The organism is Chitinophaga sp. LS1, assembly GCF_034274695.1.
Taxonomy (GTDB): domain Bacteria; phylum Bacteroidota; class Bacteroidia; order Chitinophagales; family Chitinophagaceae; genus Chitinophaga.
The window spans coordinates 7,132,855-7,159,441 of sequence record NZ_CP128362.1; the positions used below are offsets into that span (position 1 = coordinate 7,132,855).

The 26,587-nt window shown below is 43.7% G+C and carries 16 protein-coding genes; 9 read left to right on the plus strand and 7 right to left on the minus strand.

The window, feature by feature from the left end; genetic code table 11:
• Positions 1–11: 11 nt before the first annotated feature.
• The 3 genes from QQL36_RS29130 to QQL36_RS29140 all read right to left on the minus strand — a co-directional run bounded on the left by QQL36_RS29130 (position 12) and on the right by QQL36_RS29140 (position 5,140).
• A complete protein-coding gene (locus tag QQL36_RS29130) occupies positions 12–3,086 on the minus strand; it encodes an AsmA-like C-terminal region-containing protein (protein ID WP_083724242.1) in 3,075 nt (1,024 codons plus the stop codon).
• Between the two features lie 96 nt (positions 3,087–3,182).
• Entirely contained in the window at positions 3,183–4,022 is an 840-nt protein-coding gene (locus QQL36_RS29135) for a TIGR02452 family protein (protein WP_179091169.1), read from the minus strand.
• The gene (locus QQL36_RS29140; RefSeq protein ID WP_083724246.1) at positions 4,022–5,140 is read right to left on the minus strand and encodes an acyltransferase family protein; all 1,119 of its coding nucleotides are present in this window, start codon (positions 5,138–5,140) and stop codon (positions 4,022–4,024) included. The genes QQL36_RS29135 and QQL36_RS29140 overlap by 1 nt, the downstream gene beginning before the upstream one ends.
• Before the next feature lie 94 nt (positions 5,141–5,234).
• Here QQL36_RS29140 and QQL36_RS29145 point away from each other — a divergent pair, with 94 nt between their 5' ends.
• Positions 5,235–6,302, plus strand: a complete 1,068-nt coding sequence (locus QQL36_RS29145; RefSeq protein ID WP_083724248.1) for an acyltransferase family protein — start codon at positions 5,235–5,237, stop codon at positions 6,300–6,302.
• 142 nt (positions 6,303–6,444) lie between these two features.
• Here QQL36_RS29145 and QQL36_RS29150 read toward each other — a convergent pair whose 3' ends face one another.
• Complete coding sequence (locus QQL36_RS29150; RefSeq protein ID WP_083724250.1) at positions 6,445–6,897, minus strand: hypothetical protein; 453 nt, start codon at positions 6,895–6,897, stop codon at positions 6,445–6,447.
• Between the two features lie 269 nt (positions 6,898–7,166).
• On the opposite strand from QQL36_RS29150, the gene QQL36_RS29155 reads away from it, so the two are divergent.
• Complete coding sequence (locus QQL36_RS29155) at positions 7,167–7,778, plus strand: hypothetical protein (RefSeq protein WP_083724254.1); 612 nt, start codon at positions 7,167–7,169, stop codon at positions 7,776–7,778.
• A gap of 71 nt (positions 7,779–7,849) precedes the next feature.
• Here QQL36_RS29155 and QQL36_RS29160 read toward each other — a convergent pair whose 3' ends face one another.
• The 3 genes from QQL36_RS29160 to QQL36_RS29170 all read right to left on the minus strand — a co-directional run bounded on the left by QQL36_RS29160 (position 7,850) and on the right by QQL36_RS29170 (position 16,113).
• Positions 7,850–9,385: a hypothetical protein gene (locus tag QQL36_RS29160; protein WP_321567687.1), complete on the minus strand. Its 1,536-nt coding sequence runs from the start codon at positions 9,383–9,385 to the stop codon at positions 7,850–7,852.
• Between the two features lie 476 nt (positions 9,386–9,861).
• Entirely contained in the window at positions 9,862–11,952 is a 2,091-nt protein-coding gene (locus tag QQL36_RS29165) for a hypothetical protein (protein ID WP_083724258.1), read from the minus strand.
• A 6-nt stretch (positions 11,953–11,958) separates the two neighbouring features.
• Positions 11,959–16,113, minus strand: a complete 4,155-nt coding sequence (locus QQL36_RS29170; protein ID WP_321567688.1) for a hypothetical protein — start codon at positions 16,111–16,113, stop codon at positions 11,959–11,961.
• Between the two features lie 208 nt (positions 16,114–16,321).
• Here QQL36_RS29170 and QQL36_RS29175 point away from each other — a divergent pair, with 208 nt between their 5' ends.
• The 7 genes from QQL36_RS29175 (at position 16,322) to QQL36_RS29205 (ending at position 26,587) form a co-directional block, all read left to right on the plus strand.
• Positions 16,322–17,332, plus strand: a complete 1,011-nt coding sequence (locus QQL36_RS29175; RefSeq protein WP_321567689.1) for an NAD-dependent epimerase/dehydratase family protein — start codon at positions 16,322–16,324, stop codon at positions 17,330–17,332.
• An 8-nt stretch (positions 17,333–17,340) separates the two neighbouring features.
• Complete coding sequence (locus QQL36_RS29180) at positions 17,341–17,919, plus strand: Crp/Fnr family transcriptional regulator (RefSeq protein ID WP_321567690.1); 579 nt, start codon at positions 17,341–17,343, stop codon at positions 17,917–17,919.
• A 162-nt stretch (positions 17,920–18,081) separates the two neighbouring features.
• Positions 18,082–19,776: an RICIN domain-containing protein gene (locus tag QQL36_RS29185; protein WP_321567691.1), complete on the plus strand. Its 1,695-nt coding sequence runs from the start codon at positions 18,082–18,084 to the stop codon at positions 19,774–19,776.
• A gap of 94 nt (positions 19,777–19,870) precedes the next feature.
• Entirely contained in the window at positions 19,871–21,361 is a 1,491-nt protein-coding gene (locus tag QQL36_RS29190; protein ID WP_083724264.1) for an RICIN domain-containing protein, read from the plus strand.
• Positions 21,362–21,495: 134 nt separating this feature from the next.
• Positions 21,496–22,494, plus strand: a complete 999-nt coding sequence (locus QQL36_RS29195; RefSeq protein WP_083724266.1) for an SDR family NAD(P)-dependent oxidoreductase — start codon at positions 21,496–21,498, stop codon at positions 22,492–22,494.
• Positions 22,495–22,504: 10 nt separating this feature from the next.
• Positions 22,505–23,287 (plus strand): AraC family transcriptional regulator, encoded by a 783-nt coding sequence (locus QQL36_RS29200; RefSeq protein ID WP_321567692.1) that lies wholly within the window; start codon positions 22,505–22,507, stop codon positions 23,285–23,287.
• 285 nt (positions 23,288–23,572) lie between these two features.
• Positions 23,573–26,587 (plus strand): TonB-dependent receptor, encoded by a 3,015-nt coding sequence (locus QQL36_RS29205; RefSeq protein ID WP_321567693.1) that lies wholly within the window; start codon positions 23,573–23,575, stop codon positions 26,585–26,587.

The following is a 26,587-nucleotide window of genomic DNA, read 5'->3' on the forward strand; positions in this document are numbered from 1 at the left end:
GTCGAAAATAGTTATTCTTCCTTCCCCTCCTGCAAGTCCATATCCTTGTTCCTACCCAGTTTTACATTTGGATTATGCTGGGTACCCGTCACACTAAACGGAATTCCCCAGATACCTAATGGTGGTAATCCTACACGGCCTTTCAGGTTCAGTCGGCCATCAAAGCTCACCTGGCCCTCAAAGCGGGGACGCATACCTGCTATACGAAGTTTGGTCCTTTCTATGGTAATGATATTATTTGCTATGGAAGTACGGATGTTTACTTCTGACAGACTCGGATCTTTAATATCCTCCTTACCCGTTTTGCTACTTACCGTATTTAATAACTTAAACCCTTTCAGTTTGATCCGCTTCAATGTCAATACCCCCTCTCCTTTCAGGGATGGATAAGACACCTTCATATTCTCGTCCAGACGGCCATTGATATGATAATCCAATCCCACGATACCACTTGCTGTAGATGCAGAGGTAGCCATGTCATGGAATAACCTGATCTCTTTATAGGCACGTTTGATGTCAAACTCCTTTGCACTGATATGAAAATCGAATTGTGCTCTTTGTGCACTCAGACTCGTATACTGTGCATCCATCACCACTGGTGCATCAATGATATTAAAACCTGTATTACTCATATTCAGCGTACCATTGTCTATAGCCAGCTGTCCATGAAAACGATGCAGGTCGATACTGTTATAATTTACTCTATCAGCAGCTGCATGAATGGTGAGCGATACATTAGCCGGAATGATCACCACACCCGGTACACCGGCAGCAGCATCCGCAGGGTCACTGTTGCTGGTATAAGCTGCCAGTTCATCCACCTGTATATAATGGCTCTTTAGTTCCAGGGCACCTTGTAAATGCTGATCCTTCTGTGTCATGTATCCGATCAGGTTATTGAGGTAACCATCCAGGTGCAGGTCTGATTTTCCATAGTGCACATCGAATTTATCGAACCACATTTTATCATCTGCAAAGCGGAACACACCATCATTAATATGGAAAGGTAATGGGAAGATATCTGCTTTGACAGTCACTCCTTTTACAGTCAGTGATCCTTTGTTATTCAGTTTTGCAAACTGACCCGACATTGCATCGCTTTGTGTACCATGCAGAGACAGGTCTGCTTTGATCATACCATCTACATCATATCCATCCTTGCCCAGTACCTTGTAAATCTTACCCAGGTCGATTGCACCATTTGCTACGATATCATAATGCGGATCATTGAAATTGTCTACAGATGCTTTTAAATGAAAGGCTTGGCCTTCGAATTCAAAAGCCACTGGTTTGATATCAAATCTCAATGCCTGGAAGTTGCCCGTTGTATCAACCAACATTGCATCTACATTGATCTTTTCGATCGGATGCGGGTAATACTTTGTCTTTACCGCGCCATTACTCATTTTCAGGGAAGCCGTGGTGACGGGGAACAAATGCTGTGCTGGTACCCATGGCCCTTTACTGAGAATGTTTACATTCACATCACCCTGCAGGTCAATACCATCGATGGGATAGAATTTCTTCATTTCCTCCATGTGCAGTAAGCCTGTCAGGTTCGCATCGATCTGTGGTGCGAGGGCATTGTTTATTTGCACATGTCCTTTAATGTAATTGCTCAATGCTTCTGCGTTGATCTTGTTTACATTTAAATGGACATTAGAATAATTGTTATCCTTGCTATAGGCTTCTACTTCAAATCCAATATTTTTGATAGGCTCCTTCACATCTTCAAAGTGCAACGAACCATCGCTGAAAGTAGAATGGAAATCAAAGGCAGGTACACTTACATTCGGCACATATCGGCCATCGGCTGTGAACTTTGCCAGCAGGTGTCCTTTCAGCTTAAATTTATCATAACCAATGGCTTTGGTCCATTGCTCCATATCAATGTCGGCATCCATCTTTGCTTTTACCAGCGGTTTGTTCAGACCGGTGACCTCGATATCCGCATTCAGGTGGCCTTTACCCAGTTGGAATGATAAGGAATCTAAGCTGATATTCAGACGGTCCGGATTCATCTGCGGCATGCGGGTGATGAAATCCAGTCTTAATTTCTCAATCTTGCTGGAAGCGCCTGAACTGGAAATTTCCCCCTCTCTTACTTTTATCTTAAAAGTAAAATCAGGCATCCTGTTCGCATTGGCAAGGTACTTCCCTTTCAGAGAGGCAGAAAGCTCGGCATCCCCCTCAATATCTGTATGTTCCATCCAGGAGAGGTACTTGGCAGGCAGGGCACTGAACAGCGCTTCCAGTGTAGATGCACCGGAGCCTAACTGGAAGTCCATCTCATAACCATTCCGGAGAAAACTGAATTCGCCTTTGAACTGAACGGGTAACTGGTTAATCTTCAGGTCGTTCTTTTCAAATACCAGGTCGAGTGACTTCGTATTGATCCTTGTGATCAGATCACCCTTTAGTTTTTTGGATTGTATATATGGTACGCCTCCATAAGACAGGTCGAATGAATTGATACCAATATGCGAAAAGAGATCAAACTTGTTGGACTTCAGGTTGCCCTTGCCTACATAATTTACATCGTTCGCTTTGATATTCAATGCGAGTGAACGATCGTTGTAGACAATACGACAATGTTCCAGCTGTATCCGATCTATGTGCAGCGATGCACCGCTGGTATCTTCCTTCGTTGCCTTCGCAGGCGCAGTGGATTGATAAATATTGTAGTTAGGCCGTCCATCAGTATCTACCTGCACGTGTACATTTCCTTTTGTGAGGTAGATCTCATTGATCTTTATGGTTTTAGAAAATACGGTAGATAAGTCTACCCCTAATGAAACTTCGGAAGCCACGATGAGCGTATCCGATTCAAAAGGTGCAGACCCTTTCAGACTAAAATCATAGAGGGTGAGTGTTAAAGATGGAAAGTGGTTAAAGAAGGATAATCTGGCCTTCGAGAAATTCAGCTCACTGGTTATGCTATTATTGGCCCAGGTCTTAATTTTGTTTGAAACAGCCTTTGGAAAAAGCAAAGGCAGGATAAATAGCAATAGTAATACTCCTCCGAAAGACAAAGAAATAACTTTCAATGCTTTCCAAGAGGACTTCTTGAATCTGGCACTTAGCATAAAAAGGTATAGGAGCGTTAATTAGGTTTCCGCTTGCGGGCGCAAAGATAGAGATTCTCCAACCTGTTTTTCAAATAATTTTAACACTCCCAGTTTTCAGGTAAAAATTTCCTGGAATGCTTTCATATTCGGCGTCGTAGCACTCTTATCCAAAACTGCAAAAACGACTGATTTAAAGCATTTACTGTACTTTCCTCCGTTTAATAAATAGCTACCGAAATAACGCGCGATATCTTTGGGATCATTTCTAAACACGCCACATCCCCAGGCGCCTAATAAGAGATGTTCGATATTATGATGTGCAAATACGCCCAGTACCCTGTCCATTCTGCGGAGCATGACATCTTCAGTCTGTGCTTTTTCGTGGGGGCGATTATTCAATATTGCACCAACGTTCACAGCAGGACTGTTGATGAACGAGACAGGATAAGGATCCGGCAGCAGTTCGCCGTTATCGTTGCGGAACACGGCTACATCCGGACTCCAGATCATATGATCCGAGTACAGTAGCGTAGGCCTGGCCCTGTTATACTCGTACATCTCAAAATGTTTTGAGAGCGTTGCGTACAATGCAGATGACATGGCGAGACTTTCTTCCTGCGCAACGGCACCTCCCAGAAAACCGCCTCCGGGGTTCTTGGCGGAGGCGAAATTGAGGCAACCGATCTTCTTGTTCTGACGTATCATAGCCGCAGCAGCATCGAGTACCGTGGTGTTAATCACTTCGAATGTGGTTACTTCGTTGGCTGCGGCAGCTTTTTCGGCTACCTCCGGCATGAGGGTGTTGAAGTCATCAGGGGTGTACAATTTGCAATCTTCGAGCATAGTAGCAATGGATGCTTTGATGTTGACAACCTCTTCTTTCACACGATAATAGCCCTGGTCAATGATCTGCAGGGTCTCCTGGGCCTTCTCGGCCCGTGTTGTTTTTTTCATTATGTAATGGATTTCTTTTTCAGCCATGCCCGTACGGGTTCATCATACAGTTTGAGGCTGGCATAACCTACAAAAACGGCTACAGCAAAAGTGAGCAGTGCATAGCCAATGGCTAGTGACGGAGCTACCTGCCTGTTGTCGTAGGCCCATGCGGTGTAAATGTAAATAAATGGGTAATGGGTGATGTAAATTGGGTATGAGATGTCCCCCAGGAATTTGCATACTTTATATTCTTTGGTGCTGTGGGTCTGACCACCTGCACCGAGGTAAACTATCAGGGGAAATACAAATATAATGGCCAGTGCTTCGTACAGGCCATTGGCCCACAAGCGTTCAGCACCACCTATTCTTGGCATGAACAGTACTACTGCCAGCAGGAGACTTGACCACAGGAACGCATTTTTAATACGTTTCGGTTTGGTTACCCTGGCCAGTAATAAACCGCCAAAGAAAGGGAACATCATCCTGATAAATCCAATCTTGATCTGCTCTGGCGTGAGAGACCATCCACCAACAATATCGCCGGCCTGACTGGTAACTGTATAATACATTAATACAGCACCAGAAAGAACGACCAATGCAGTTAATAGTCCTTTGGAAAAACGTCGGATACCTAATCCGTATAAAATATTTGCGATGTACTCGTAAAATAAAGACCAGCCTGGGCCATTCAGCGGATGTAATTCCTGCCAGCCACGGATGTCCATAGAAACGGGTATAGGCAGCAGGGTGAAACCTACGAGCATGGTCAACAATACCTGCCATACAGGCACCGTATGGATCAGGGGAAATACTACAGGGGAATCACTAAAATAAAAGCAGATAGCACCGATGATCATCCCCATGATCACCATAGGCTGCAATCGTTCGAGACGGCGGCGGAAGAAGTTGCCGACAGACATTTTGTGCCAGCGGTCATCGTAAGCATAAGAGATCACGTACCCCGAAAGCAGGAAGAAGAAGTCAACAGCCAGGTATCCATGATTAATGATCTGAGTAAGATGACTAGTAGCATGGGCTTCAAAAATGTGAAAGGCGACAACAATCAAAGCAGCGACGCCTCTTAATCCATCCAGAATCTGGTAATGAGGTTTGGATGGGAGTGGATTTGCATTCATAACGGTATTAGATAAAAGTCGGGGGAAGGTAATAAAAACAGTTTAAAAATTTACAATTTGTAATTCTAAATACGGATGTTTATTTTGGGTAGATATGAAAGGGGACTTACAATCAAAGCAGCATTACGAAATCCTGGATGGCCTGAGAGGCGTTGCGGCTATTGCCGTGGTCACATTTCATTTTATGGAAATCGTCTTTTCGGATTATAGCAAAAACTTTATCGGGCATGGGTTCCTGGCAGTAGATTTTTTCTTTTGCCTGAGTGGGTTTGTGATTGCGTATGCGTATGATAGTCGTATAGGTCGTATGGGATTGAAAGCGTTTTTTACGGCGAGGATCATACGCTTACATCCTCTGGTGGTATTGGGTTCCATATTGGGACTGATTGGTTTTCTCTGGGATCCGTTTGTAGCTCCGCCCGCTGGTTATGGGTTTGGAAAGCTGGCGCTGCTTTTTGTCACATCTATACTAATGATCCCTTATCCGGTGGTGGCAGAGCGGTGGTTTAACCTGTTCAATCTGAATGCCCCATCATGGTCATTGTTTTGGGAGTATGTAGCGAATATAGTGTATGGGGTGGTGTTGTGGAGATTGAATAGGCGGGTGTTGTTAGGCTTGCTGGTCATAGCTGCCGTGGGAATATTGTATGTGAGTCATAGTGCCGGTAACCTGATGGGGGGATGGAGTGGCGGTACTTTCTGGCAGGGTGGTGCGAGGATTGCGTATAGCTTTTTGGCGGGGATGCTGGTATTCAGGTATAAACTGATACTTCGGAATAAATTAGGTTTTTTAGGGTTGTCAGTGATGTTGCTGGCGGCTTTGATGATGCCTTATACAAGTTTTAACTGGCTGGCAGAGGCGTTGGTGGTGATGGTGTATTTTCCGTTATTAATTGCGCTGGGGGCAGGTGCGGGTAAGCATATCGCAACACAGGCGATTTGTAACTTTTCAGGGAAGATCTCTTACCCTTTGTATATGACCCATTATATGGTGATGTTTGCATTTGCGAATTATTTGAACCAGTATAAGCCGGGTACTACGCAGTTGACGTGGATCATTGTGATTGGATTGGTGGTGTTGATAGGGTTTGGGTGGTTAGCAATGGTATTGTATGATATGCCAGTGAGAAAATATTTAACTAACAGGATGAATCAAAAATAAATAAACCTCTTCAGAATTGCATAAAGGACTACTTATCTCCATTAGGTACTCTAATATAAAGAGGCCGTATCAGAAGTAAGATACGGTCTCTTATCTTTTATCAATAGTCCGGTAAGTTTTCCACAGCTTCGCTGTGGAAAACTTACCGGATTATTGATAAAATAAATAAACGATAATCATAGGATTTCCCAGAAAACCGAGATAGCATAGAACCAATTCTCGCAATATCATTTGATGATTGTATCGTTGCAGGAAGTTTTGAATATAAGCTAGCCGAATTCCAATTCATTTTAGATAAACTTAAAATTTCAGTTGCAATTGTTTCAAGTGAAGATGGACCATAATGCTTTTTTATGACAAGTGGGGCCGGTATTCCTCGCCCTCCCATAAAATCCCTACCACCTTGTTGCTTAATAGAAGGAGTAGTGCCATGGGTAAAAAGTAATCCTGTGTAAGAATTAACTTCGATGCAGGTTCCTCTGGCTACAGGATACTTATCTATTTCAAATTTTTCATGCACTTGTAAAGAATTAATAAATCGAAGGCTTTCTTCTATATTAATTTCTATCAAGTCTATTACTGGAAAGTTTTTCAACCCATCTAATATACCTTCTTTCTTCTCTTCTGTAAATAAGGTTCTCTTATGAATAACAACTCTTTTAGGTGGTTCATTAGTAGCTTCGACAAATAATTGAGCAGTAGATGTTCCAAACTGGTAGGCATCATTATAAGAAAGGTGTGGTCTTTTATTTCTAACGATTTTAAATTCATTAAAAATATTATATTTTCGTTACCAATTCCAAAAACAACGTCATGAAATAACACAATATTCTACAGAAATATTCTAATCAAATTCTTTTAATTATGGATTTTAGTAAAATATGGGAATTCTTCATACCTGAAAAAAAGACAACCTCTAATAAACTGTTCGTATTATTTATTTTTATCGCAGGTATTATTTTTGTCAATGACATCTTTAGTTTCACTTTTTTTTATCGGATTGATAAAAAGATTGCTATTATTCGTGAGATGAATGCAATTATAAATGATACGCAAGGAGATAGTTCAACTCACAAATCTTTGCTTGAAATGAGAAATGACGTAATAACGCAATCACCTGCAATCATAGGATTTCCTGAATCTGTTTTCAAAAATAACCAGGGGTTAATTCCTTGGCTCTTTTATCTAACAGCCATTCTTTTAAATGCTTTTATTATTATATTCGGCTTCGCATTGGTATTTATGAAGCAGGATAAGAATGAGAGAATGAGTCTCAAAGATTATTTTTCAGTTTTTCCATATTATATAGGGACTACTTTAATAACATTATTTATTTGCTTGATAATTCCTAAATTTCCATTATGGGGATACCTCTTTACTTATATTCTGAATTTTATTATTCATGTGTTACTCTTGCTAGTTATGTTAGCTTATACAACAGGCTCCAATACATCACAAAAGGAGACTGAATCGTAATAAGAGGTGGCACGGTTAAAATAAATGAGAGTCCGCGGCATGGTTAAAATGAATAACCGTAAGCGACACCATTAAAATGAATAAGAATAATTCATAGTGCCGGTATATTCCCTTACAGCGTCTTTTTGCATATAAAGTAACGAGCTGCTTATAGTATGTTTCTTCCCTTTGGGCGTGTAACCGAGTGTCAATCCGGTATTAAAAAGATCGGATTGTGTACTTGCCACCTTGGTGCTATTGTACGTTGTTAATACTGCGACTTTACATGTTTTATTTAAGAATTGCTTGCTGACATTCAAATTGGGACCGAAGAATTCGGTATTGAATCCTGCGGAGGTATTGTAGTAATAGTTGAAAGCTGTTGTGAGTGACATGTCGTGTTTTTTGAGGAGGTAGGTATAACTCAGGTTACTTGTGAAGAAACTACTCAGGTTATCATTAGCATCGCTTTTGTCGCTGGCATGCTGAAATGAAGTATTGAGAGTAATGGCACTGTTGCCTATTCTGTACATAAGCATGCTGTTGTAGGTAGTATTTACCTGGTAATAGTCAAGTGTATCTAATGGGTTGGTAAAGTAAGGATCGGATAGCGGGCGCACGCGGGTGAAGGTGTTAAAGTTGGAGTAGTTTGCGGACATGGTCCAATGATCATTGGGGGTAATGGAGGTGTTGATATTGGCTACCCAGCGGCGGGTATCACTCATTTTTTGATGGTTGAGGTTATTGACTTGCAGACCGGCGTTGCCGGACAGGGTTATTTTTCCTTTCCAAAACTGTAAGGTGGGTGCGATGGTAACATTACGCATGTCGTTCACCACAGTGTAAGCACCTAAGGTGGTGTAATCAGGTGCCACCCGTTCATAGCGGAGTTGAATGGAATAGCTATTAGCAGTATATCCTAAGCCTGCCTGAATGGCATCATAATACAGGTTATTAAGTTGGGAGATGGAATATTCTGCATCAGCAAAAATGCGTTTGGTGATATGTTGTTTTATGGCGAATGCGGCGGTCTGATTTTTTGTGGTGGCATCTATGGCTGTAGCATCATGAGCTGAATCATCATGGGCTGTAGCATCTTTGGGGATACCATCCTTTGCTGTAAACAACGCTATACTATAACTATTCCCATTGTTTTCATAGCCTATTTTCGTTCCATATCCTTTTCTGTTTAATGCTTTATCCAATGTACCATACATGGCAGCTATACGCCATTTGCCGGGAGTCAGCTCCACTCCTGCTCCATTGAATATGTGGCCAGCCAATGTGTAATTGGAGAATTGCATACTGGTGGTGCCGAGGTACAATTTTACCCATTTGTAGGACGGGGCAAAACGATATTGGTTAAAAGGTTGGGAATATTGGGTGCCCTGGTTGCTATAGCTGAATGAAAAAGGCATGGCATAACCAAATAGGTTCATATTGATATTGCCATTCAGGTACCAGGCGAATGGGTCACGGCGTTGCGCCATACCAAAAGCTTTGTAAGCGGTGGTGCTGGTATTGATACTACCATTCATGGTAATGCCTTTTTTAACGCCTAGCTGGTCGATGGCCTGTGCGGATGCTTGTTGAACAAACAGGATGGGGATGTAGATTAAGTACCTCATAGGTTAATAGATCACTTTGATAATTTTGCTTATAGTAGATTATAGATCACTTCGATCACTCTCCTCATGGCGGATTAATAAACCACTTCGATCACTCTCCTCATAGCGGATTAATAAATCCACTTCGATCACTCTCCTCATAGAGGATTAATAAACCACTTCGATCACTCTCCTCATAGAGGATTAATAAACCACTTCGATCACTCTCCTCATAGCGGATTAATAAACCACTTCGATCACTTTACTCATAGCGGATTAATAAATCCACTTCGATCACTCTCCTCATTGCGGATTAATAAATCCACTTCGATCACTCTCCTCATAGCGGATTAATAAATCCACTTCGATCACTCTCCTCATAGCGGATTAATAAACCACTTCGATCACTCTCCTCATAGCGGATTAATAAATCCACTTCGATCACTCTCCTCATTGCGGATTAATAAATCCACTTCGATCACTCTCCTCATAGCGGATTAATAAACCACTTCGATCACTTTACTCATAGCGGATTTTATATCGCCACGAAGCACAGCAGTAATTTTATATTTGAATACATTTCCAAGAAAGATAGCATTGTCTGTAAATTCAGTTTTAGTGCCATCTTGTGTAGTATACAGGGTAAACAAATCATTATTCTTAGCGCGGTAAATGCGGTATTGCTTTACATTTTCAGCATTGTATTGCCAGTGTAAGACAATTGTCTTGTTTTGTTTACTGGCACTCCATGTTGTGATCGCTGGACGAATACCAGTTTCAACCCAGATATCACCGCTGGTTTCGATAGTTTTATTTCCTGAATCATCATAGACTGATATTTGGTAGAAGTAGGTATTGCCTTGTTGTAAGCCAGTATCTTTTAAAGATGTTTTTAGTTGTACAGTATCCCAGATAGCGAGTGGCTGACGAATGCTATCTTTTGTATCGATCCTGTAAAGGGTATATCGCACTGCATCTTCGCTGGTACTGTTATTCCATTCTAATATAATAGCGGTATCGGTATTGAAGACTTTTGTAAATAAAGGAGGCGATGGGGCGATTGTATCTGGTCGTTTTAATTGTATTGGGATGGAATAAGGAGAAGTATTATAATTTTTATCTACAGCAATGACTTTATAGTAGATACTCTTGCTGAGGGTATATAGGGTAATGGTATCAGTGAATGAGGGAGATAAAGATATCATTTCAGATGGAATTGAAGATGGACCAGGAGATGGAACTAGAGATAGATTTGAGGATAACTTAGGAGATGGATTTGTAATCACCTTACTCGTAACTTCCACAAATTCTTCTTTAGCGCTATTCGCACGAAATACCCTGTAACCCAGTAAATCAGGTTCTGTATTCCCATTCCATTGGAGACACACAATACCTAAGGAATCTACAACTCCTTTTACCCCTGTAGGTGTGGCTGGTGGAATAGTGTCTATTAACTGTGCGAAGTAAGGGAAAGAATAAATAGCCTTTCCTTGTTTGGTAATCCCTTTAATTCGGTAATAGTTTGTTGCAGCAGGTTTTAAATCCGTATAAGAATAGGCTATACCTTTCAGGGTAGCAATAGAATTAAACGGTCCTTTACTATTGTTAGCTCTTGTAATAATGATCTTTGATAACTGATCTGGTAGATGACCAGGCAGGAGCCAGCGTATTTGAATTCGCTGATTATTCTGAATGATGATCGTATCGAGTTGAGGTCTGTCATCTACTGTGGGCATGCCCATGCCAACTACAGTTTCTGAGTAAGGGCCGTACTCACCGAATGGCGTGATACCTTTTACCCTATAGGAATATTTATGCTCATTTTCGGGCAGGGTATCTTTGAAATGAGGTGAGACCACTGGGAGGGCTGAAATCTCATGGAAGTTTTTCCCATCGGCGGCACGCTCTACGATGTAGGCAGAATAGGCGTCTTTCCGCCATGCTAAGGCGGCAATTGTATCAGTACAAATGATAGTCAGTTCACGGGGTCGGGCTAGTAAGGTAGGCACAGCCACTACCACAGCAGTGTCAATGAGAATGTTTTTGGGTTGCTGTGCTAATGATATACGGTATATATAGCGGTTGCCTGCTTTGATGTCAGTATCTTCAAAATACAATCCGGCACTTTGAGCTGCCAGTGGAGATAAGTCACAGGATAATAAAGCCATGGACATGCGCCATTCATTTCTATTATGGGCTTCATAAAATGCGCCAAAGCCGCCTTGTTCAGGGATTGGCTGATCTCCGTAAATGACTTCGGCTACAATGGCGACACGCTCATCAATGGTATCCATTTTGGAAAGTGGATAGGGTTTGATGGGTTGTGGTGTCAATAGCGTGAGTTGGAGTGCACCATTTTTGCCGACTTTGCTTTCACCGGGACTGCTTTCCCCCCGTCCGTTTTCACCAATAGCAAAGCGCTCTATATTATACCCATATTTGATCCCCATTTCCCAACCAATAATACTGCATGGTGCCCACCGCAATCTGATCAGACCGGGTTTTACATCTGCCATGGCGGCGATATGGTGGTCCTGCCCTATTGCCCACTGGCTATAGAACAGCAAAAAAAACAAGATACGGTACATGGAATATTATAGTTTGTAATAAATAGATTTGGTGATAAATGAGGTGATATGGTTTGTGCCTGGTAGCCGGTAGGCGATATCTACAGGATAATAAATATTCTGCTGTAAATCAGGATACAAGCTGGTAAGCAATGGAGATGATGGATTTATTCTTGCGGTTTTATTTAGTAGTTCATGGTAGTCAAGATTTGCTTCGCAGGATACATAATAGATCATACGGGCACGTCCGGCAGTGTAAGTATCATTGGCAAGATAGACGGCATCCAATGGCGGTGTCGAATGAGGTATCATCTGGGATGTTCCTTGAGCTACACCCTGAGACGTTCCTTGAGTTACACCCTGAGACATTCCTTGAGCTACCCCCTGTGACATTCCTTGAGTTCCCCCGTGAGACGTACCTTGAGCTACCCCCTGATCTGTCGCATTGTTATAAATCAATGGTATAATCTGATTTTGCAACCAGCTATTATTTGCATTCGCTTCCAGAAAGACAAGCCCATTTAACTCATACTGATCGAAGGTCTCCTCCATATCCCAACGCTGGCCAATTACACTGATATAACCTGTCCCTACATCAAAGAAATCCCGTGAATTTGTAGCCCCACTCATTTTTTCAATGAATGTGTTGTACATACTGGTACGGAACCCATAACTAATCAGTTCCTTACTGATAGCAGCGGTAGCATTCCCCTTTAAACTATTTTGTGTAATGGTAGTCGTATCTCCATCCGAAGAAGTAATTGAATGATTGCCACTAACCACATTATCTGTGCTGGCTTTACTCTCCCGTACTACACTCAAAGAATACGAAGTTTCTTTGATCATACCCGATGGTATTGCAAAGTCCAATTGGGCCATACCTGAATCATAAGCAAAAGCCGTTTTTATTGACTGCCCACTTTCTGACACCATATTAACTGCCACATCACCTGAAAACAAATACGGCTGCCCGCGCTTTAATTTGATATAACCAGCAGGCGATTCTTTTGGCAGAAAATGATACTGATCTTTTATCGGGTATTCATAAGCTACATTCTCCCATGGAATATAATCAGGTGCTACCCCCGTTGTAAAGCTTGTAGATTTCGTTTCGTTATCATCCAGCGCCATCCAGCCAGCACCATTTTGTCTTTCTATATGCACTTTTGCTGTTGCATTCAGGCTACTCGTCGGCGGTAATATGTCTGTTAGATGTAACAATGCTGTCGTACCGTCTGATGAAATTTCAGTTGTACCTGTAATAGCAGTTTTATCATTCAATAATGTAATCCCATCCAGCTGCACCCGATACGTTTCTACTTCATCATAATTATTCAGCATCGAAAATGGCTTTGTAATAGGAATATTGAATGCCACCTGTGGCGTAGCAAATACACTGACTTCTGTAGATTGGTGATCTGGTTTGATATCATTGATTATAGGAAGATCAAGCTCCTTTCCTCCTACTATCTCACATTGCGATCCCAGTTCGACCCTCACACTGGCAGTACCATGTACCATCCCTCCCAATACGGAATATTTCACACCCACCATTCCTTTCATCCAACTCGGATTCGGCATTTTTGCCTGTAACAATACCGCTGCTGCCAGTTTTGCGATAGGAAAACCTCTTTTCTTACCAAATACTTTTACCCGCATCCCCACTTCCCCATTCAGGTAAGCATATGCCTGTCCGGAAGCATACCAGCCATTGATCCCAATCACCTCATTACTCCCTTTACACCGCGCCTCTCCATAATCACGCAGGCAGATATCCGCACCTGCACCAATCGAAAAGTCTCCATACACACCATAATCAAAACTAAAATTCGTAGAAAAATGCGCGCCAAAAGCTAGTCCGCCGCCGGATTTCAACGGATATTCCATTGTATTGGAATATGCTCCCAATACATCACTGACTTCTTTGGGCAAAGGTGGCATATCTTCCAGCTGTGACCCGGTCATGAAATAAGTTTTTACTGTAGCCAGTCCTGCAACATCCAGGTTAAACATCTGTGAAGGCCGGCCTATATAAAAGTACCAGTCATCCGGACCTATATGCAATGCACTTTCTCCATTCCCTTTTATAAAACAATTGATATAAGTCTTCGCAATGGCATCGAATGTACTGTTTACATTATCATAGCGCATCTTTAAGGTGATACGAAGAGGCGCACTTTCATCGCCATTGGCATCTTTATTATTCAGTGCCTTTACTGGTAAATGCAACACATACCCCGCACCATCAAACTGTGCATAACGGAAACCGCCATCTGTACCAAACTGCACTTCCAGCGAAGCATTGACATTTACGATCATTTCTTTGACAAGTGCCAGCGATACCCCTCCCATAAATCCCAATCCGGCCTCCTTAGAGGGAATATATTGAAAGATCTCATCCACCTCTTTCAATCCACCTTTCTGGTCTACCACATTCCGCGAGGCATAAGGATCAAAATCTCCCGGTCTTTCCATATGATAGGATAAGCCACCCATTAACCCTGTGAGATTAAGCATAGGTGGTATCGGCATATTCGTTCCTACATACGCATCAACATGATAATACCGGTAATCATCTTTTGAACCAAAATAAGCAGTAGCCTTTGCTTCCGGAATAGGTCCCGGCAATCCGAATTTCAGATACCCCCTGAAACCATTGCCATATACTGGATGCTTGTCAAAAAGCGTCAATATCCCCTCCATTTTAAAAGCCATGACCGCTACCATGAGATGAATATCGCTGATACTCACTTTCCCATCTGTCACTACGAAGGAAGTAGATCCGCTAAACCCTTTATCAGAAGCATTCATGAAGTTCAATTTCACCCCTGCACCAATGGCGATCCTGCCTTCATCAATCCCCAATCTGATACTATCAAATGAAACAGGAAAGGCAGCCATCTTACTACTATTACTATTCAAGGAAAATGTACCGCTGTGTACATAAGGTTGTTGCGTAGACAATACCAGATCCTCAAATGCGACGCCCTGTATATTCAATACCCCTTTATTAATATTGACCTTTCCATGCAGGGTGGCCACCGGTACAAAATCCCTGACCTCAATCCGGGAGTTCTTATTTAATATGATTTCACCTGCAAAACATTCGTATTTCCGATCCTCCGCTATTGACAAAGCAAATGAATAATACGGATCACCCCCCCGCATATTCACCGAAGCTTCATAATCAATGGGCGTTTTACCCAGGAAACCTATTTGCAACTGGCCGCCCAGCGTACCTCCATTCAGTTTATTTTTACTAAAACTGATTCCCAGCTTATCTATCGAAATAGGCCATCCGCTCAAATTAGCATCTCCTGATTTTACTATATCTGTAGCTGTTAAAGCACCACTCACTCCCTGATCATCAATAATAAAATCATTCACCTTTATTGATGGCCGGCCTAATTGGGAAGGCAACCCGATCTCCAGTTCCTGTAAGTAAAATCCTCTCCATAATGCATCCGTTTCTTTGAAACCATCAGGGTTCACCAGGTCACTGAGATCCACCACCGCATTCCGCACTTTGAAAGAGAAATCTTTCAATCCTGCTATATGAAAAGAGGGCAAATCTATCCCGGCGATAATATCATTCAAATCGGCAACATGTACCTGTAAAACCGCTTTTAATTTTTCTTCCAATGGATCCTCCGGCGTCAGCCACCCTTTATCAAATTCAAATACAGCGCTTAAATTAGCCCCATTAAAGCCATTGCAATCCCATTCTATATAATTACGCCCATCACCAGGAAAAACGAGATCTACATGCTCATTGACAGCAACCTGCTGATCCTTCAGTAATACCAGTCTGGTAGCACCAGATACGCCTATCCCTCCGGGTGTAAAAGCAATATCTCTCCCGCCGAAAATCAGCTCTTGTTCTGTACCGGGAAAAGGAAATCTGAAATAGGCATTCAGGTAAGCACCTGTAGGCGTGAACCGTGCACTGTCAATCGCAATGACATAGATCCTGCCATTGATTTCGCGGACAAGACCCACCGGCAAGCGACCCATTTCCTGCGTGCCAAGTGCGCTGACATAGCGCCCGCTATCCTGTATTTCTTTGAATATACCTGCTACGTAGTTTGTATCCGACGCCAGGGATATGGCGGGGGAAAACAGACATAGGATCACCAACCACAATTGCTGTAGTACAGGTATAGGGTTATCATTAAATCTCATTATTATCAGGTTTCAAACAACATTCTGAATATATGATTATTTCAGCATAACAAAATATTTAATTATTTCTAAAAAAGTCTTATGATCAAGTTTGCGTAGCCGCTGCTGATATTTTATATGAAGTACAACGTTGAATTGATTAACTAACAAAAGTCAAGTAGATTCCCTCCTCCAGTGCTGACATTTGTGCTATCAAAACAAAACAACAATGGCACAAAAGAATTTAGCACTCGTATCCGGCGCAAACGGTCACTTAGGCAACAACCTCGTAAGACTCCTTATTAAAAAAGGCATCCCTGTCAGGGCAACCGTCAGAAATATCAATAACAAACCCCCTTTCCACGGCCTCGACTGTGAAGTCGTTCAAGCCGACATTACCAACAAAGCCTCTTTTGTTAAAGCCTTACAAGGCGTTGAAACGTTCTACGCCGTAGGCGCCTCCTTTAAACTCTGGGCAAAAGATCCCAAAAAAGAAATCTACGATGTAAATATGAATGGCACCCGCAACACGATCGAAGCCGCTGCTGCCGCAGGTGTAAAGCGAATCATATACGTCAGCTCCATCGCCGCGCTCAATTATAATAACCTCCCCACCAAAGAAAGCAATGGCTACAATCCCGACCGCCGCGACATGTATTACAACTCTAAAAACGACGGCGAAATACTGGCTTTTCAATTGGCAAAAGAACTTGGTGTAGAACTCGTTTCTGTTATGCCATCTGCTATGATCGGCAGCGATGCCTTCCTGCCACTGAACGTATCTTATGGTGTTTTGAAACTCATTCTGAATAAACAGATCCCCATGGATACCCGCATCACCTTGAACTGGGTTGATGTGAAAGACGTTGCCGAAGGCTGTATCCTCGCTGCTCAAAATGGCAGACCAGGTGAACGTTACATACTGGCGAATGAACAATGCATGACCATTACCGATACGACCAGACTGGCACAGGAATTATATCCTGCACTAAATCTTAAAATCCCCGGCTCGGTCCCCAAATTCATGCTCTTCGCCATCGCAGGTATCATGGAGTTCTCCGCCCGTATGAGCAATAAAGCACCTGTACTGACAAGAAAAGATATCGCCATGTTCTCTGGTTTACAACAGAACTTCGACATCTCCAAAGCCAGAAAGGAACTGGGTTTTAATCCCAAATCACCTAATCAGGCAGTAACGGAAGCTTTAGCTTATCTCATGGAACACAAGGAATTATTGTAACTTTGGATATGCATAAAAAATTGCTGGAATACATCGCTTCTAATATAACCTTCCAGAAAAAGGATATAGCACTGATAGAAAAATATTTCGAACCAGTGCTATATCCTAAAAACCGGATATTGGAAGAAGAAGGAAAGATACCCCTGTATCTTTACTACATCGTATCCGGCTATCTACGGCTCTTTCATTACAATGAAAACGGAGATGAGGTGACCTCACATATTAATTGTCCCCCGGGATTTTTCACCTCTTATTTCAATTTTATTAATCAGACAAGATCGGACGAAAATGTGGAGTGCGTAACTGATTGCGAACTACTGAGAATTACCAGGGAAGACCTGGATCTATTGACGGCCGAAAGCGAAATAATGAAGGACTTTAGTATCCGGGTATTCCAACAGTCCATCACCTATAATGAGAACCGGTCTAAGGAACTGGCTACCCTTACCGCAGAACAACGGTATGTAAAACTGATCAACAACTACCCGGATATTCTGCATAATGTTCCGGTTCAATACATTGCATCCTTTCTTGGTATGAAGGCCGAAAGCCTGAGCCGCATCAGGAGAAAACTGAGTAAATCATAACTGCCCATCACAATTTATGATATTTCATAAATGCGTATATCAAATTCACGAAATACCGTAACGTTTATCCCTACCCATTTTCCACAACTTACTCATTGGCAAACCATTGTTAATATGGCATAGTATTCGCCAACCCCGTTGCCAGAAATAACCAATATTCTTATGATGAAAACCTTTCTCACCACTGGGCTACTGCTTGCCCTTTTATCTGGCTGTACAAAAAAAGAATTGAGTGAAAAAGCCCCCACTGTTGCAGCAGCTGACGCTGCCAGCTCTCCTGTCGGAGATGTGGTCGGCAAAGTGACCGTTGGCTACCAGGGATGGTTCAATGCTCCCGGCGATGGCTCTGCCGTAAACAGATGGACCCACCAAAACCTGGATATGTGGCCGGATATGCGTGAATATGAAATCACCTATGCCAGCACTTTTCCCAACCTTGCAAATGGAGATACTGCAAAGATGTTCTCTTCTTATGACCAGGCAACTGTAAACACACACTTCAGATGGATGCAGGAAAACGGTATTGATGCCGCGGCACTCCAGCGTTTCTCCGGCGAACTGGCTGATCCGGCTTTTAAATCCATGCGTGATAACATGGCGCAAAAAGTAAGAACGGCAGCAGAACTCACCGGCCGTAAGTTTTATATCATGTACGATGTTTCGGGCGACGCCAACATGCAGGAACGTTTAAAATCTGACTTTACCAATACCATTCTCGGTACATTAAATTTGCTCTCCTCTCCTGCTTATGCCAAACAAAATGGTAAACCTGTGATCTGCATTTTTGGGATGGGCTACCAGGGTGCACCTGCCCCAGGTCCCGGCGATTCTGCACAATGCCTGGATGTGATCAGCTGGTTCAAAGATCAGGGCTGCTATGTAATTGGTAGTGTGCCGATGGACTGGCGTACACCAAATGTGTTTTCACGGAGCAACTTTACCAGCGTATACAATTCATTCAATATGCTGGCGCCATGGGCTGTCGCTGCACAAGTGGGATCTACTTATCAACCCTGGATCCAGGGAGATTTTGATTACTGCGAAGCACATGGCATGGATTATCAACCTATCGCCTATCCAGGATTTTCTTTCCATAATTCGAATGCTGGCAATCCATTAAATGAAGTGCCAAGAAATCATGGTGACTTCATGTGGGCACAGGTTGCCGTGATGAAACAGGTTGGCGTACATAGCCTGTACATTGCCATGTTCGATGAGGTGAATGAAGGTACTGCCATTTTCAAAGTAGCAGAGAATGCCTCTCAGACACCTGTAAATACCAGCTTTGTGAACCTGGATCAGGATGGTGTAGCGGTGTCTTCTGACTTCTATCTTAGATTGGTGAATGATGCAGGTAAAATGATCAAAGGTGAAACTCCTTACCAGGCCACGCATCCTACACAACATATCATTGGTGGCAGTGGTCCGCTGGTTGATGGTACCTATAAGATCATTAACCGTAACAGTAACCTTTCGCTGGATGCAACAGGTCAGGGTACGGCCAATGAAACGGCGATACAGCAGTATACTTATAGCGGTGGTACCAATCAGCAATGGACGATCACAAGTGTAGGTGGTGATCATTATAAAATAATTGGTGTGCAGAGTGGCAGAGCACTGGATATTAAAGGGCAATCTTTATTGGATGGTGCCGGTCTGCAATTGTATGATTACAATGGTGGCGCGAACCAGCAGTTTATTCTTTCTCCTGCTACAGGTGGGTATTTTACCATTCAGGGTGTGCAGAGTGGGAAGTTACTGGAAGTACCGGCGTTCTCTACTACAGCAGGTACAAAAATAGAGCAGTACCAGGCGAATAATGGCGCGAACCAACAGTGGATCATTACTAAATTATAAAGAGCATACCTCTTCTTTTTCTGCAACACCCTGTAAGGACGATTACAATTTATAAAGACCAATTTTAAAAGGTCATTTCAAATTAACCTAACTCATGCTACGGAATTATATCCTAATATTGCTCACCCTTCTCCTCGGTGCCTGCACCCCGAAGGGCGCAAATGACAACAATATGCTCAGAGCAGATCAATTAGCTTACGCGGCTCCCGCTACAGGTTATGGTAGTCTGAAAGATTCCAATATCCTTTACTTTGGCAGATGGGATTTCAGTGATAGCACGAAATTCAATGCCTACTGGGGAGGTGCTTATATCAAGGTGAACTTTACAGGAACTACGGTAAAACTACAGACCGCCAATACCAGCAATTTCTATGCGAGTATAGATGGTGGTCCGTGGGTATCCTACAAAAACGTAGGTGGTATCATAGACCTTACTGCGACACCTTTGTCTGCAGGCAACCACAGCCTGAGCATTGCACAGGGTAGAGATTATGACTACCTGTTTAGTTTTCAGGGCATGGTATTGGATGCGGGTGCAACCACCAGCAAGCCATCGGCGTCTGATTACCTGATTGAATACATCGGCGATTCTATTACTGCTGGTTACCTCGATGATCAGGCAAATGTATCGGACTATGCATGGATCTGTTCCGAAGCACTAGGTACCGAACATACACAAATCGCCTATCCCGGTATTGCACTGGTAAGCAGTTCAAGACATGGCGTGGCAATGGATAGCCAGTATTTCAAATTACAGCCGCCAAATTATTCACCACGTGTAGCATGGGATTTTACGAAGTATACCCCAAAGGCGGTTGTATTAAACCTGGGTACGAATGATGGTGATTATGAGGATTCGGACAGTACCTTTCAGGCGGTATATGAATACCTGTTAACCGGTATCAGAACTAAATTTCCGCAGGCAGAGATCTTTGTATTGAGAACATTCCTGGGAATCCGGTCACAGCCTACTGCTGCTGCTGTAGCGGCACGTATTGCAGCGGGTGATAAGAAGGTACATTATGTAAATACAGACGGCTGGATCACCCAATCTACTGCTGATTACCTGGCAGATAACCTGCACCCCAGTGAGTCAGGACATATAAAAATAGCAGGGTTATTGCAGGCCGTACTGGCTCCTTATGTAAAAGGCACTTCCGTTATTCCTGACGGCACCTACGCCATCGTCAATAAAAACAGTGGTCTGGTAATGGATGCTGCCGGTCAGGGTACTGCTGCCGGCACGGCTATACAGCAATGGACGGATAATGCTGGTGCGAATCAACGCTGGCAGGTAATTTCTTTAGGAAATAACCGGTATAAGATCATCGGTGTACAGAGTGGAAAGTCACTGGATATAAAAGGACAATCCCTGTCCAATGGCGCTGCATTGCAATTGTATGATTACAGCGGTGGTGACAACCAGCAATGGATGATCACGAAAAACGCGGATGGCTATTATACCATTACAGGCGTACAAAGCGGTAAGGTATTAGAGATCCCGGCGCTCTCTGTCACACCCGGTACTGCGGTGGAACAATATGAGAACAATGGCGGAAGTAATCAGTTATGGTCGTTTCAATAAGTTTAACAGGCTGCATCTGTAACAGATGCAGCCTTCCATTTCATCAGCTACGGCTGACATGGAAAACAAAGTAAATCTGACACGCTCAACAAAGCCCTCTTTCTGTTCCATCCCTAATTTTGTTAAAAAAAAAGATGGAACAACAACACCCGCTCAACAGTAAATATTACGCCACCACCAGTACCACTGAAGTAATCAAAGGCATCAACTTAACAGGCAAAACCGCCATCGTAACCGGGGGCTATGCAGGCATTGGCCTCGAAACCGTCAAAACACTAGTTAATGCCGGCGCAAAGGTATACGTCCCCGCCAGAGATATAGAAAAAGCCACCCGCAATTTAAAGGGCATAGCAGGCGTCATAATCGAGAAAATGGACTTAATGGACATCACTTCCATCGATGCATTTGCAGCCCGGTTTCTGTCCCTGGAAACCGCTTTACACCTCCTTATTAATAACGCTGGCATCATGTGGGTACCTTTACGCCGTGACAACCGGGGGAATGAATCCCAGCTAAGTACCAATCACCTGGGTCATTTCCGCCTGACTGCCCGTCTCTGGCCGGCACTCAAAAATGCCGGCGGGGCCAGGGTCATCAGCGTATCCTCTTTCGGTCACCAGATGGCGCCTTTCAATTTTGAAGATCCTAATTTCTTACACAGGGATTATGAAACCTTGCAGGGATATGGCCAGTCTAAAACTGCCAATAACCTCTTTGCTGTAGCTTTAGATGCCCGCGCCAAAGCCTTTGGCGTACGTGCCTACGCTTTGCACCCAGGATCTGTCAATGACACTGATCTGGGCAGGGAGGCACCTATCTCCATGTTCCAGGAAATGGGTACTTTTGGTGAGGATGGTAAGATCAAACCCGAAGTAGCCGCCAGTCTTAAAACCATTCCTCAAGGCGCCGCCACCACCATATGGTGCGCTACCAGCCCTTTATTAAATAATATAGGTGGCGTATATTGCGAAGACTGCGATGTGGCAGAAACAGACAATGGCCAGATTATCCATGACTATGCGGACCCTGCTTCGCTGACTGGTGTTCAACCATATTCTATCGATGCAGACAATGCCGAAAAATTATGGCTACTCACCGAATCCCTCGCAGATATCCGTTTTAATTTAGCATAAATCAAGCGATATGAAATATATCACCCCCGACATTAAGCTCTCCTCCCAAACAGAAAAGCATTTCTCGACCGAAGTCTCCTTCGATCATCACATGCTTGTCTGGCTGATCTCCGGCGATACGAAAGTGACGCAGGCGGATGCGACTTACCTGTTCAAAGCGGGTGATATATTTCTTATTCCAAGAAATTTACTCATCACCGTCTCCAACCACTCGTATCAATCAGTGGTCATGCACCTGACGGTAGACCGACTCAAAAAATATTACGAAAACCAACCTATAACCATATCACCCGACTACCCCTCCATCCGTCAATTCACCTCCCACCCCCTGTTGCAAAGTTGCCTTTCTTCGTTACTACCCTACTTTGATATGACGGATCCTTTTCCATTAAACATCGCCGATTTAAAACTCACTGAAGCCATCTCCATACTCAGAACCGTCGACCCCTCCATCGATCATACCCTCGCTAATTTCGAAGACCCTTATAAACTGGACCTCATCGATTTCATGGAAAAACATTACATGTTTAACATGCCACTTGAGAAATTCGGACACCTCACAGGCAGAAGCCTCTCTACCTTTCACCGGGATTTTAAAAAGAAATTTAATACCTCCCCTCAGAAATGGCTTACCAGAAAACGACTGGAATTAGCGCACTACCAGCTCAGTGAAAAGAATATGAAACCCGCTGAAGTGTACCTTGAATCAGGGTTTGAAGACCTCTCCCACTTCTCATTTGCCTTCAAAAAGCAGTATGGGTACTCACCAAATAAAGTTGGCCATCTATCCTGAATAATTTAAATTAAAGTAAGCTTAACTTTGAATTAACAACAAATTCCCGAAAGCGCACTATCATTACACCCTGTTTTATAAAGGTAGTCGCCTATATGATCAATTGAATTTTGCGCCCGCGCACCATGCGTTCTGATTGTGGTATTTCAAATCGGTTTTATTTAGCGTGTATCGTCAAGTAGCATACCCACTTTACGCATCATTTCAACCTGATAAAAATTAATCACTGCCCACCGGGCAAGGACTTACTATGTCTTTTAACATCAAGCATAATAGCAGATTGCAATGAACAATCAATTACTTTTAATGCTAGCCGTATGGCTCTCGGCCGCAAGCCCTGCCATGGCAGCTACGGGTACCCACAGTATCTATGAACAGGCCATTCGCCAAACGCCTGTAAAGGGGATCGTAGTCGGAGCTGACGGCACACCACTTCCCGGTGTATCTATCAAATCCGTTACTTCCAACAAAGGAACTACAACCAATGATCGCGGAGAATTCTCTATCGACGCCGCTCCTGGTGACCAACTCGTGTTCACCTTTATCGGCTACACACAACAAATTATTGCCGCTACCAGCACACCCATGAAAATAACCCTCTCCTCCAGCAACAGTCAGCTGGGTGAGGTAGTTGTGGTAGGTTATGGTAGCCAGACCAAAGCTGACGTAACTGGTGCCCTGACCCAGTTGAAAGCTGATAATATTAAACAGGGTGCTCCTATCTCTGTAGACAATATGCTGCAGGGTAAAGTATCCGGTGTGCGTATCGCACAATCCAGCGGGGAACCCGGTGCAGGTGTGGATGTTTTCATCCGCGGTGTGGGTTCTATCCGTAGTGGTAGTACACCGCTCTTCGTTGTTGACGGCGTTCCGCTGAGTAATGATAACGTGAGTGCAGGCGGGCCTGACTTCGGTCTTGGTTCTTCTGAACCCAAGAACCCGCTGAACTTCCTCAACACCAGCGATATCGAAACCATGACGATCCTGAAAGACGCTTCTGCCGCAGCTATCTACGGTGCAAGAGGGTCTAACGGTGTTGTACTGATCACGACCAAACACGGTAGTAAAGGCGCACCTACCCTCACCTACGACATGTATGTAGGTAACTCTAAAGTGATCAAAAAACTGGACGTTCTCAATGCCGCGGAGTACCGCAAAGCACTGGTAGATCCTGCTTACGATCACGGTGGTAACACTGACTGGCAGGATGTAATTTACCGTAACGGTTCCCTTCAGAACCACAACGTATCTTTTGGTAAGACTACCAACACCGGTAGCTACCTCGCTTCCCTGTCACGCATGTCACAGGATGGTATCGTTGAAAAAAGCAGCTTCAAAAGAACCACTGCAAGACTGAATGCAGAAGAATCTTTCCTCGATGACAAACGTCTGACTGTAAAGATGAACCTGACAGCAAGTGATATCAATGAAACCGGTATTCCAAACGGTAACACCGCAGGTTCCGATGGTCAGCTCATCATTCACGCACTGATGGCGAACCCAACCCGCTCCCTGCGCGACTCCACCGGGGCTTACACCAACTTCAACATGAACGCGCATTACAACCCCGCCTACCTGCTGAGCATCTGGGATGATCATACCAATACCTTCCGTGTACTGGGTAACATCGAAGCTGCTTTCAGGATACTGCCCGGTTTGAACTACCGCTTCAACTATGGTGTAGACAAGTCTACTTCTGAGCGTAATACGACTATTTACCCTAACTATACCGATAGACAACCAAGTGGTGCTTACCAGCAGAATAACCTGAAGTCCCTGACTACACTGGTTGAGCACTACCTGACTTACAACAAGTCATTCAACAAACACAACCTGGAATTACTGGGTGGTTTCTCTTACCAGAAATTCTCTTTCTCCGGTACGACTTATGGTCTGCAGGGCATCGCAGCACAGGGTGTAGGTGTGGCACCTGAATACAATCCTGGTTATTCCGGTACCACTACCAGCCCTAGCGGTTATGCGCAGGAGAATGAACTGCAATCAGGGTTTGGTCGTATCAATTACAACTACGACAGCCGTTATATGTTCACCGCCTCTTTACGTGCGGATGGTTCTACCCGTTTTGGTAACAACAACAAATACGGTTACTTCCCGTCCTTCGCATTGGGCTGGACCATTTCGCAGGAAGATTTTATGAAAGACCTGAAAATGGTACAGGATCTGAAACTCCGCGCCAGCTGGGGTCAGACAGGTAACCAGGAAGTAACGAACAAGATCACCCAGGCGAGTTACTCCCTGTCAAGTGCATCTGGTTACTACCTGTACAACGACCAGACTTTGATAAATGGTGTTACTGTAAACCGCACTGCAAACCCTGACCTGAAATGGGAAATGGTTGAACAGCTGAACATCGGTCTGGACTTCACCCTCCTCAAAGGTAAACTGTATGGTTCATTAGAATATTACAACAAGACGACGAAAGATCCTATCCTGAACATCCCTTCAGGGCCACTCAGTCCAACCACAACTGTATGGAAAAACGTAGATGCAAGTATCGTGAACAAAGGTTTTGAATTCACACTGGGTACCCAGCTGGTTCGTACTAAAGACTTCAGCTGGACACTGGATGTAAACGGTTCTACCCTGAGCAACACGATCAAAGACCTGCCTGTATCTGAGCTCTACTCCGGTAGCATCTCCGGTCCAGGTCTGTCTGGTGTAAATGCCAACATCTACAAGAACGGTTATGAGGCAGGTTCATTCTATATGCTGAAACACCTGGGCTATGACAAGGATGGTAAAGACATCTTTGAAGATAAAAATAAAGATGGTGTGATCAACTCTGACGATAGAGAGATCTTCCAAGGTGCGCTGCCTAACTTCAACTTCGGTATCAACAGTAACCTGCGTTACAAAGCATTTGACCTGGGCTTCAACTTCATTGGTCAGACCGGTGGTTTGCTGGTAAACAATACCGCACTGGATCTGAACATCAACAGCCTTGCATCTGACCGCAACGTACTGAGAAAATTCTACGAAGCAGGTGCCAGCACGACCAACGCGGTGCAGCTGTCTTCTCTGTACCTGGAAAAATCAGACTTTATCCGTCTGGCGAACCTCCGCCTGGGTTACACGCTGACCATCCCTCACCAGGACTGGCTGAAATCAATCAACCTGTATGTGAGTGCACAAAACCTGTGGACCATCAGTGGTTACTCCGGTTACGATCCGTTAGTAAATACAACCAAAACAGTAGGTGGTAACCAGTCACTGGGTATCGATTACACGACTTACCCTGCTGCTAAGACATTCCTGTTAGGTGCAACTGTTAAATTCTAA

What these genes read in the sequence shown, in the direction of transcription:
- QQL36_RS29130 (WP_083724242.1), bottom strand. Translation starts at nt 3,086, where the DNA reads ATGCTAAGTGCCAGATTCAAGAAGTCCTCTTGGAAAGCATTGAAAGTT.
- QQL36_RS29135 (WP_179091169.1), bottom strand. Translation starts at nt 4,022, where the DNA reads ATGAAAAAAACAACACGGGCCGAGAAGGCCCAGGAGACCCTGCAGATC.
- QQL36_RS29140 (WP_083724246.1), bottom strand. Translation starts at nt 5,140, where the DNA reads ATGAATGCAAATCCACTCCCATCCAAACCTCATTACCAGATTCTGGAT.
- QQL36_RS29145 (WP_083724248.1), top strand. Translation starts at nt 5,235, where the DNA reads ATGAAAGGGGACTTACAATCAAAGCAGCATTACGAAATCCTGGATGGC.
- QQL36_RS29155 (WP_083724254.1), top strand. Translation starts at nt 7,167, where the DNA reads ATGGATTTTAGTAAAATATGGGAATTCTTCATACCTGAAAAAAAGACA.
- QQL36_RS29160 (WP_321567687.1), bottom strand. Translation starts at nt 9,385, where the DNA reads ATGAGGTACTTAATCTACATCCCCATCCTGTTTGTTCAACAAGCATCC.
- QQL36_RS29165 (WP_083724258.1), bottom strand. Translation starts at nt 11,952, where the DNA reads ATGTACCGTATCTTGTTTTTTTTGCTGTTCTATAGCCAGTGGGCAATA.
- QQL36_RS29170 (WP_321567688.1), bottom strand. Translation starts at nt 16,113, where the DNA reads ATGAGATTTAATGATAACCCTATACCTGTACTACAGCAATTGTGGTTG.
- QQL36_RS29175 (WP_321567689.1), top strand. Translation starts at nt 16,322, where the DNA reads ATGGCACAAAAGAATTTAGCACTCGTATCCGGCGCAAACGGTCACTTA.
- QQL36_RS29180 (WP_321567690.1), top strand. Translation starts at nt 17,341, where the DNA reads ATGCATAAAAAATTGCTGGAATACATCGCTTCTAATATAACCTTCCAG.
- QQL36_RS29185 (WP_321567691.1), top strand. Translation starts at nt 18,082, where the DNA reads ATGATGAAAACCTTTCTCACCACTGGGCTACTGCTTGCCCTTTTATCT.
- QQL36_RS29190 (WP_083724264.1), top strand. Translation starts at nt 19,871, where the DNA reads ATGCTACGGAATTATATCCTAATATTGCTCACCCTTCTCCTCGGTGCC.
- QQL36_RS29195 (WP_083724266.1), top strand. Translation starts at nt 21,496, where the DNA reads ATGGAACAACAACACCCGCTCAACAGTAAATATTACGCCACCACCAGT.
- QQL36_RS29200 (WP_321567692.1), top strand. Translation starts at nt 22,505, where the DNA reads ATGAAATATATCACCCCCGACATTAAGCTCTCCTCCCAAACAGAAAAG.
- QQL36_RS29205 (WP_321567693.1), top strand. Translation starts at nt 23,573, where the DNA reads ATGAACAATCAATTACTTTTAATGCTAGCCGTATGGCTCTCGGCCGCA.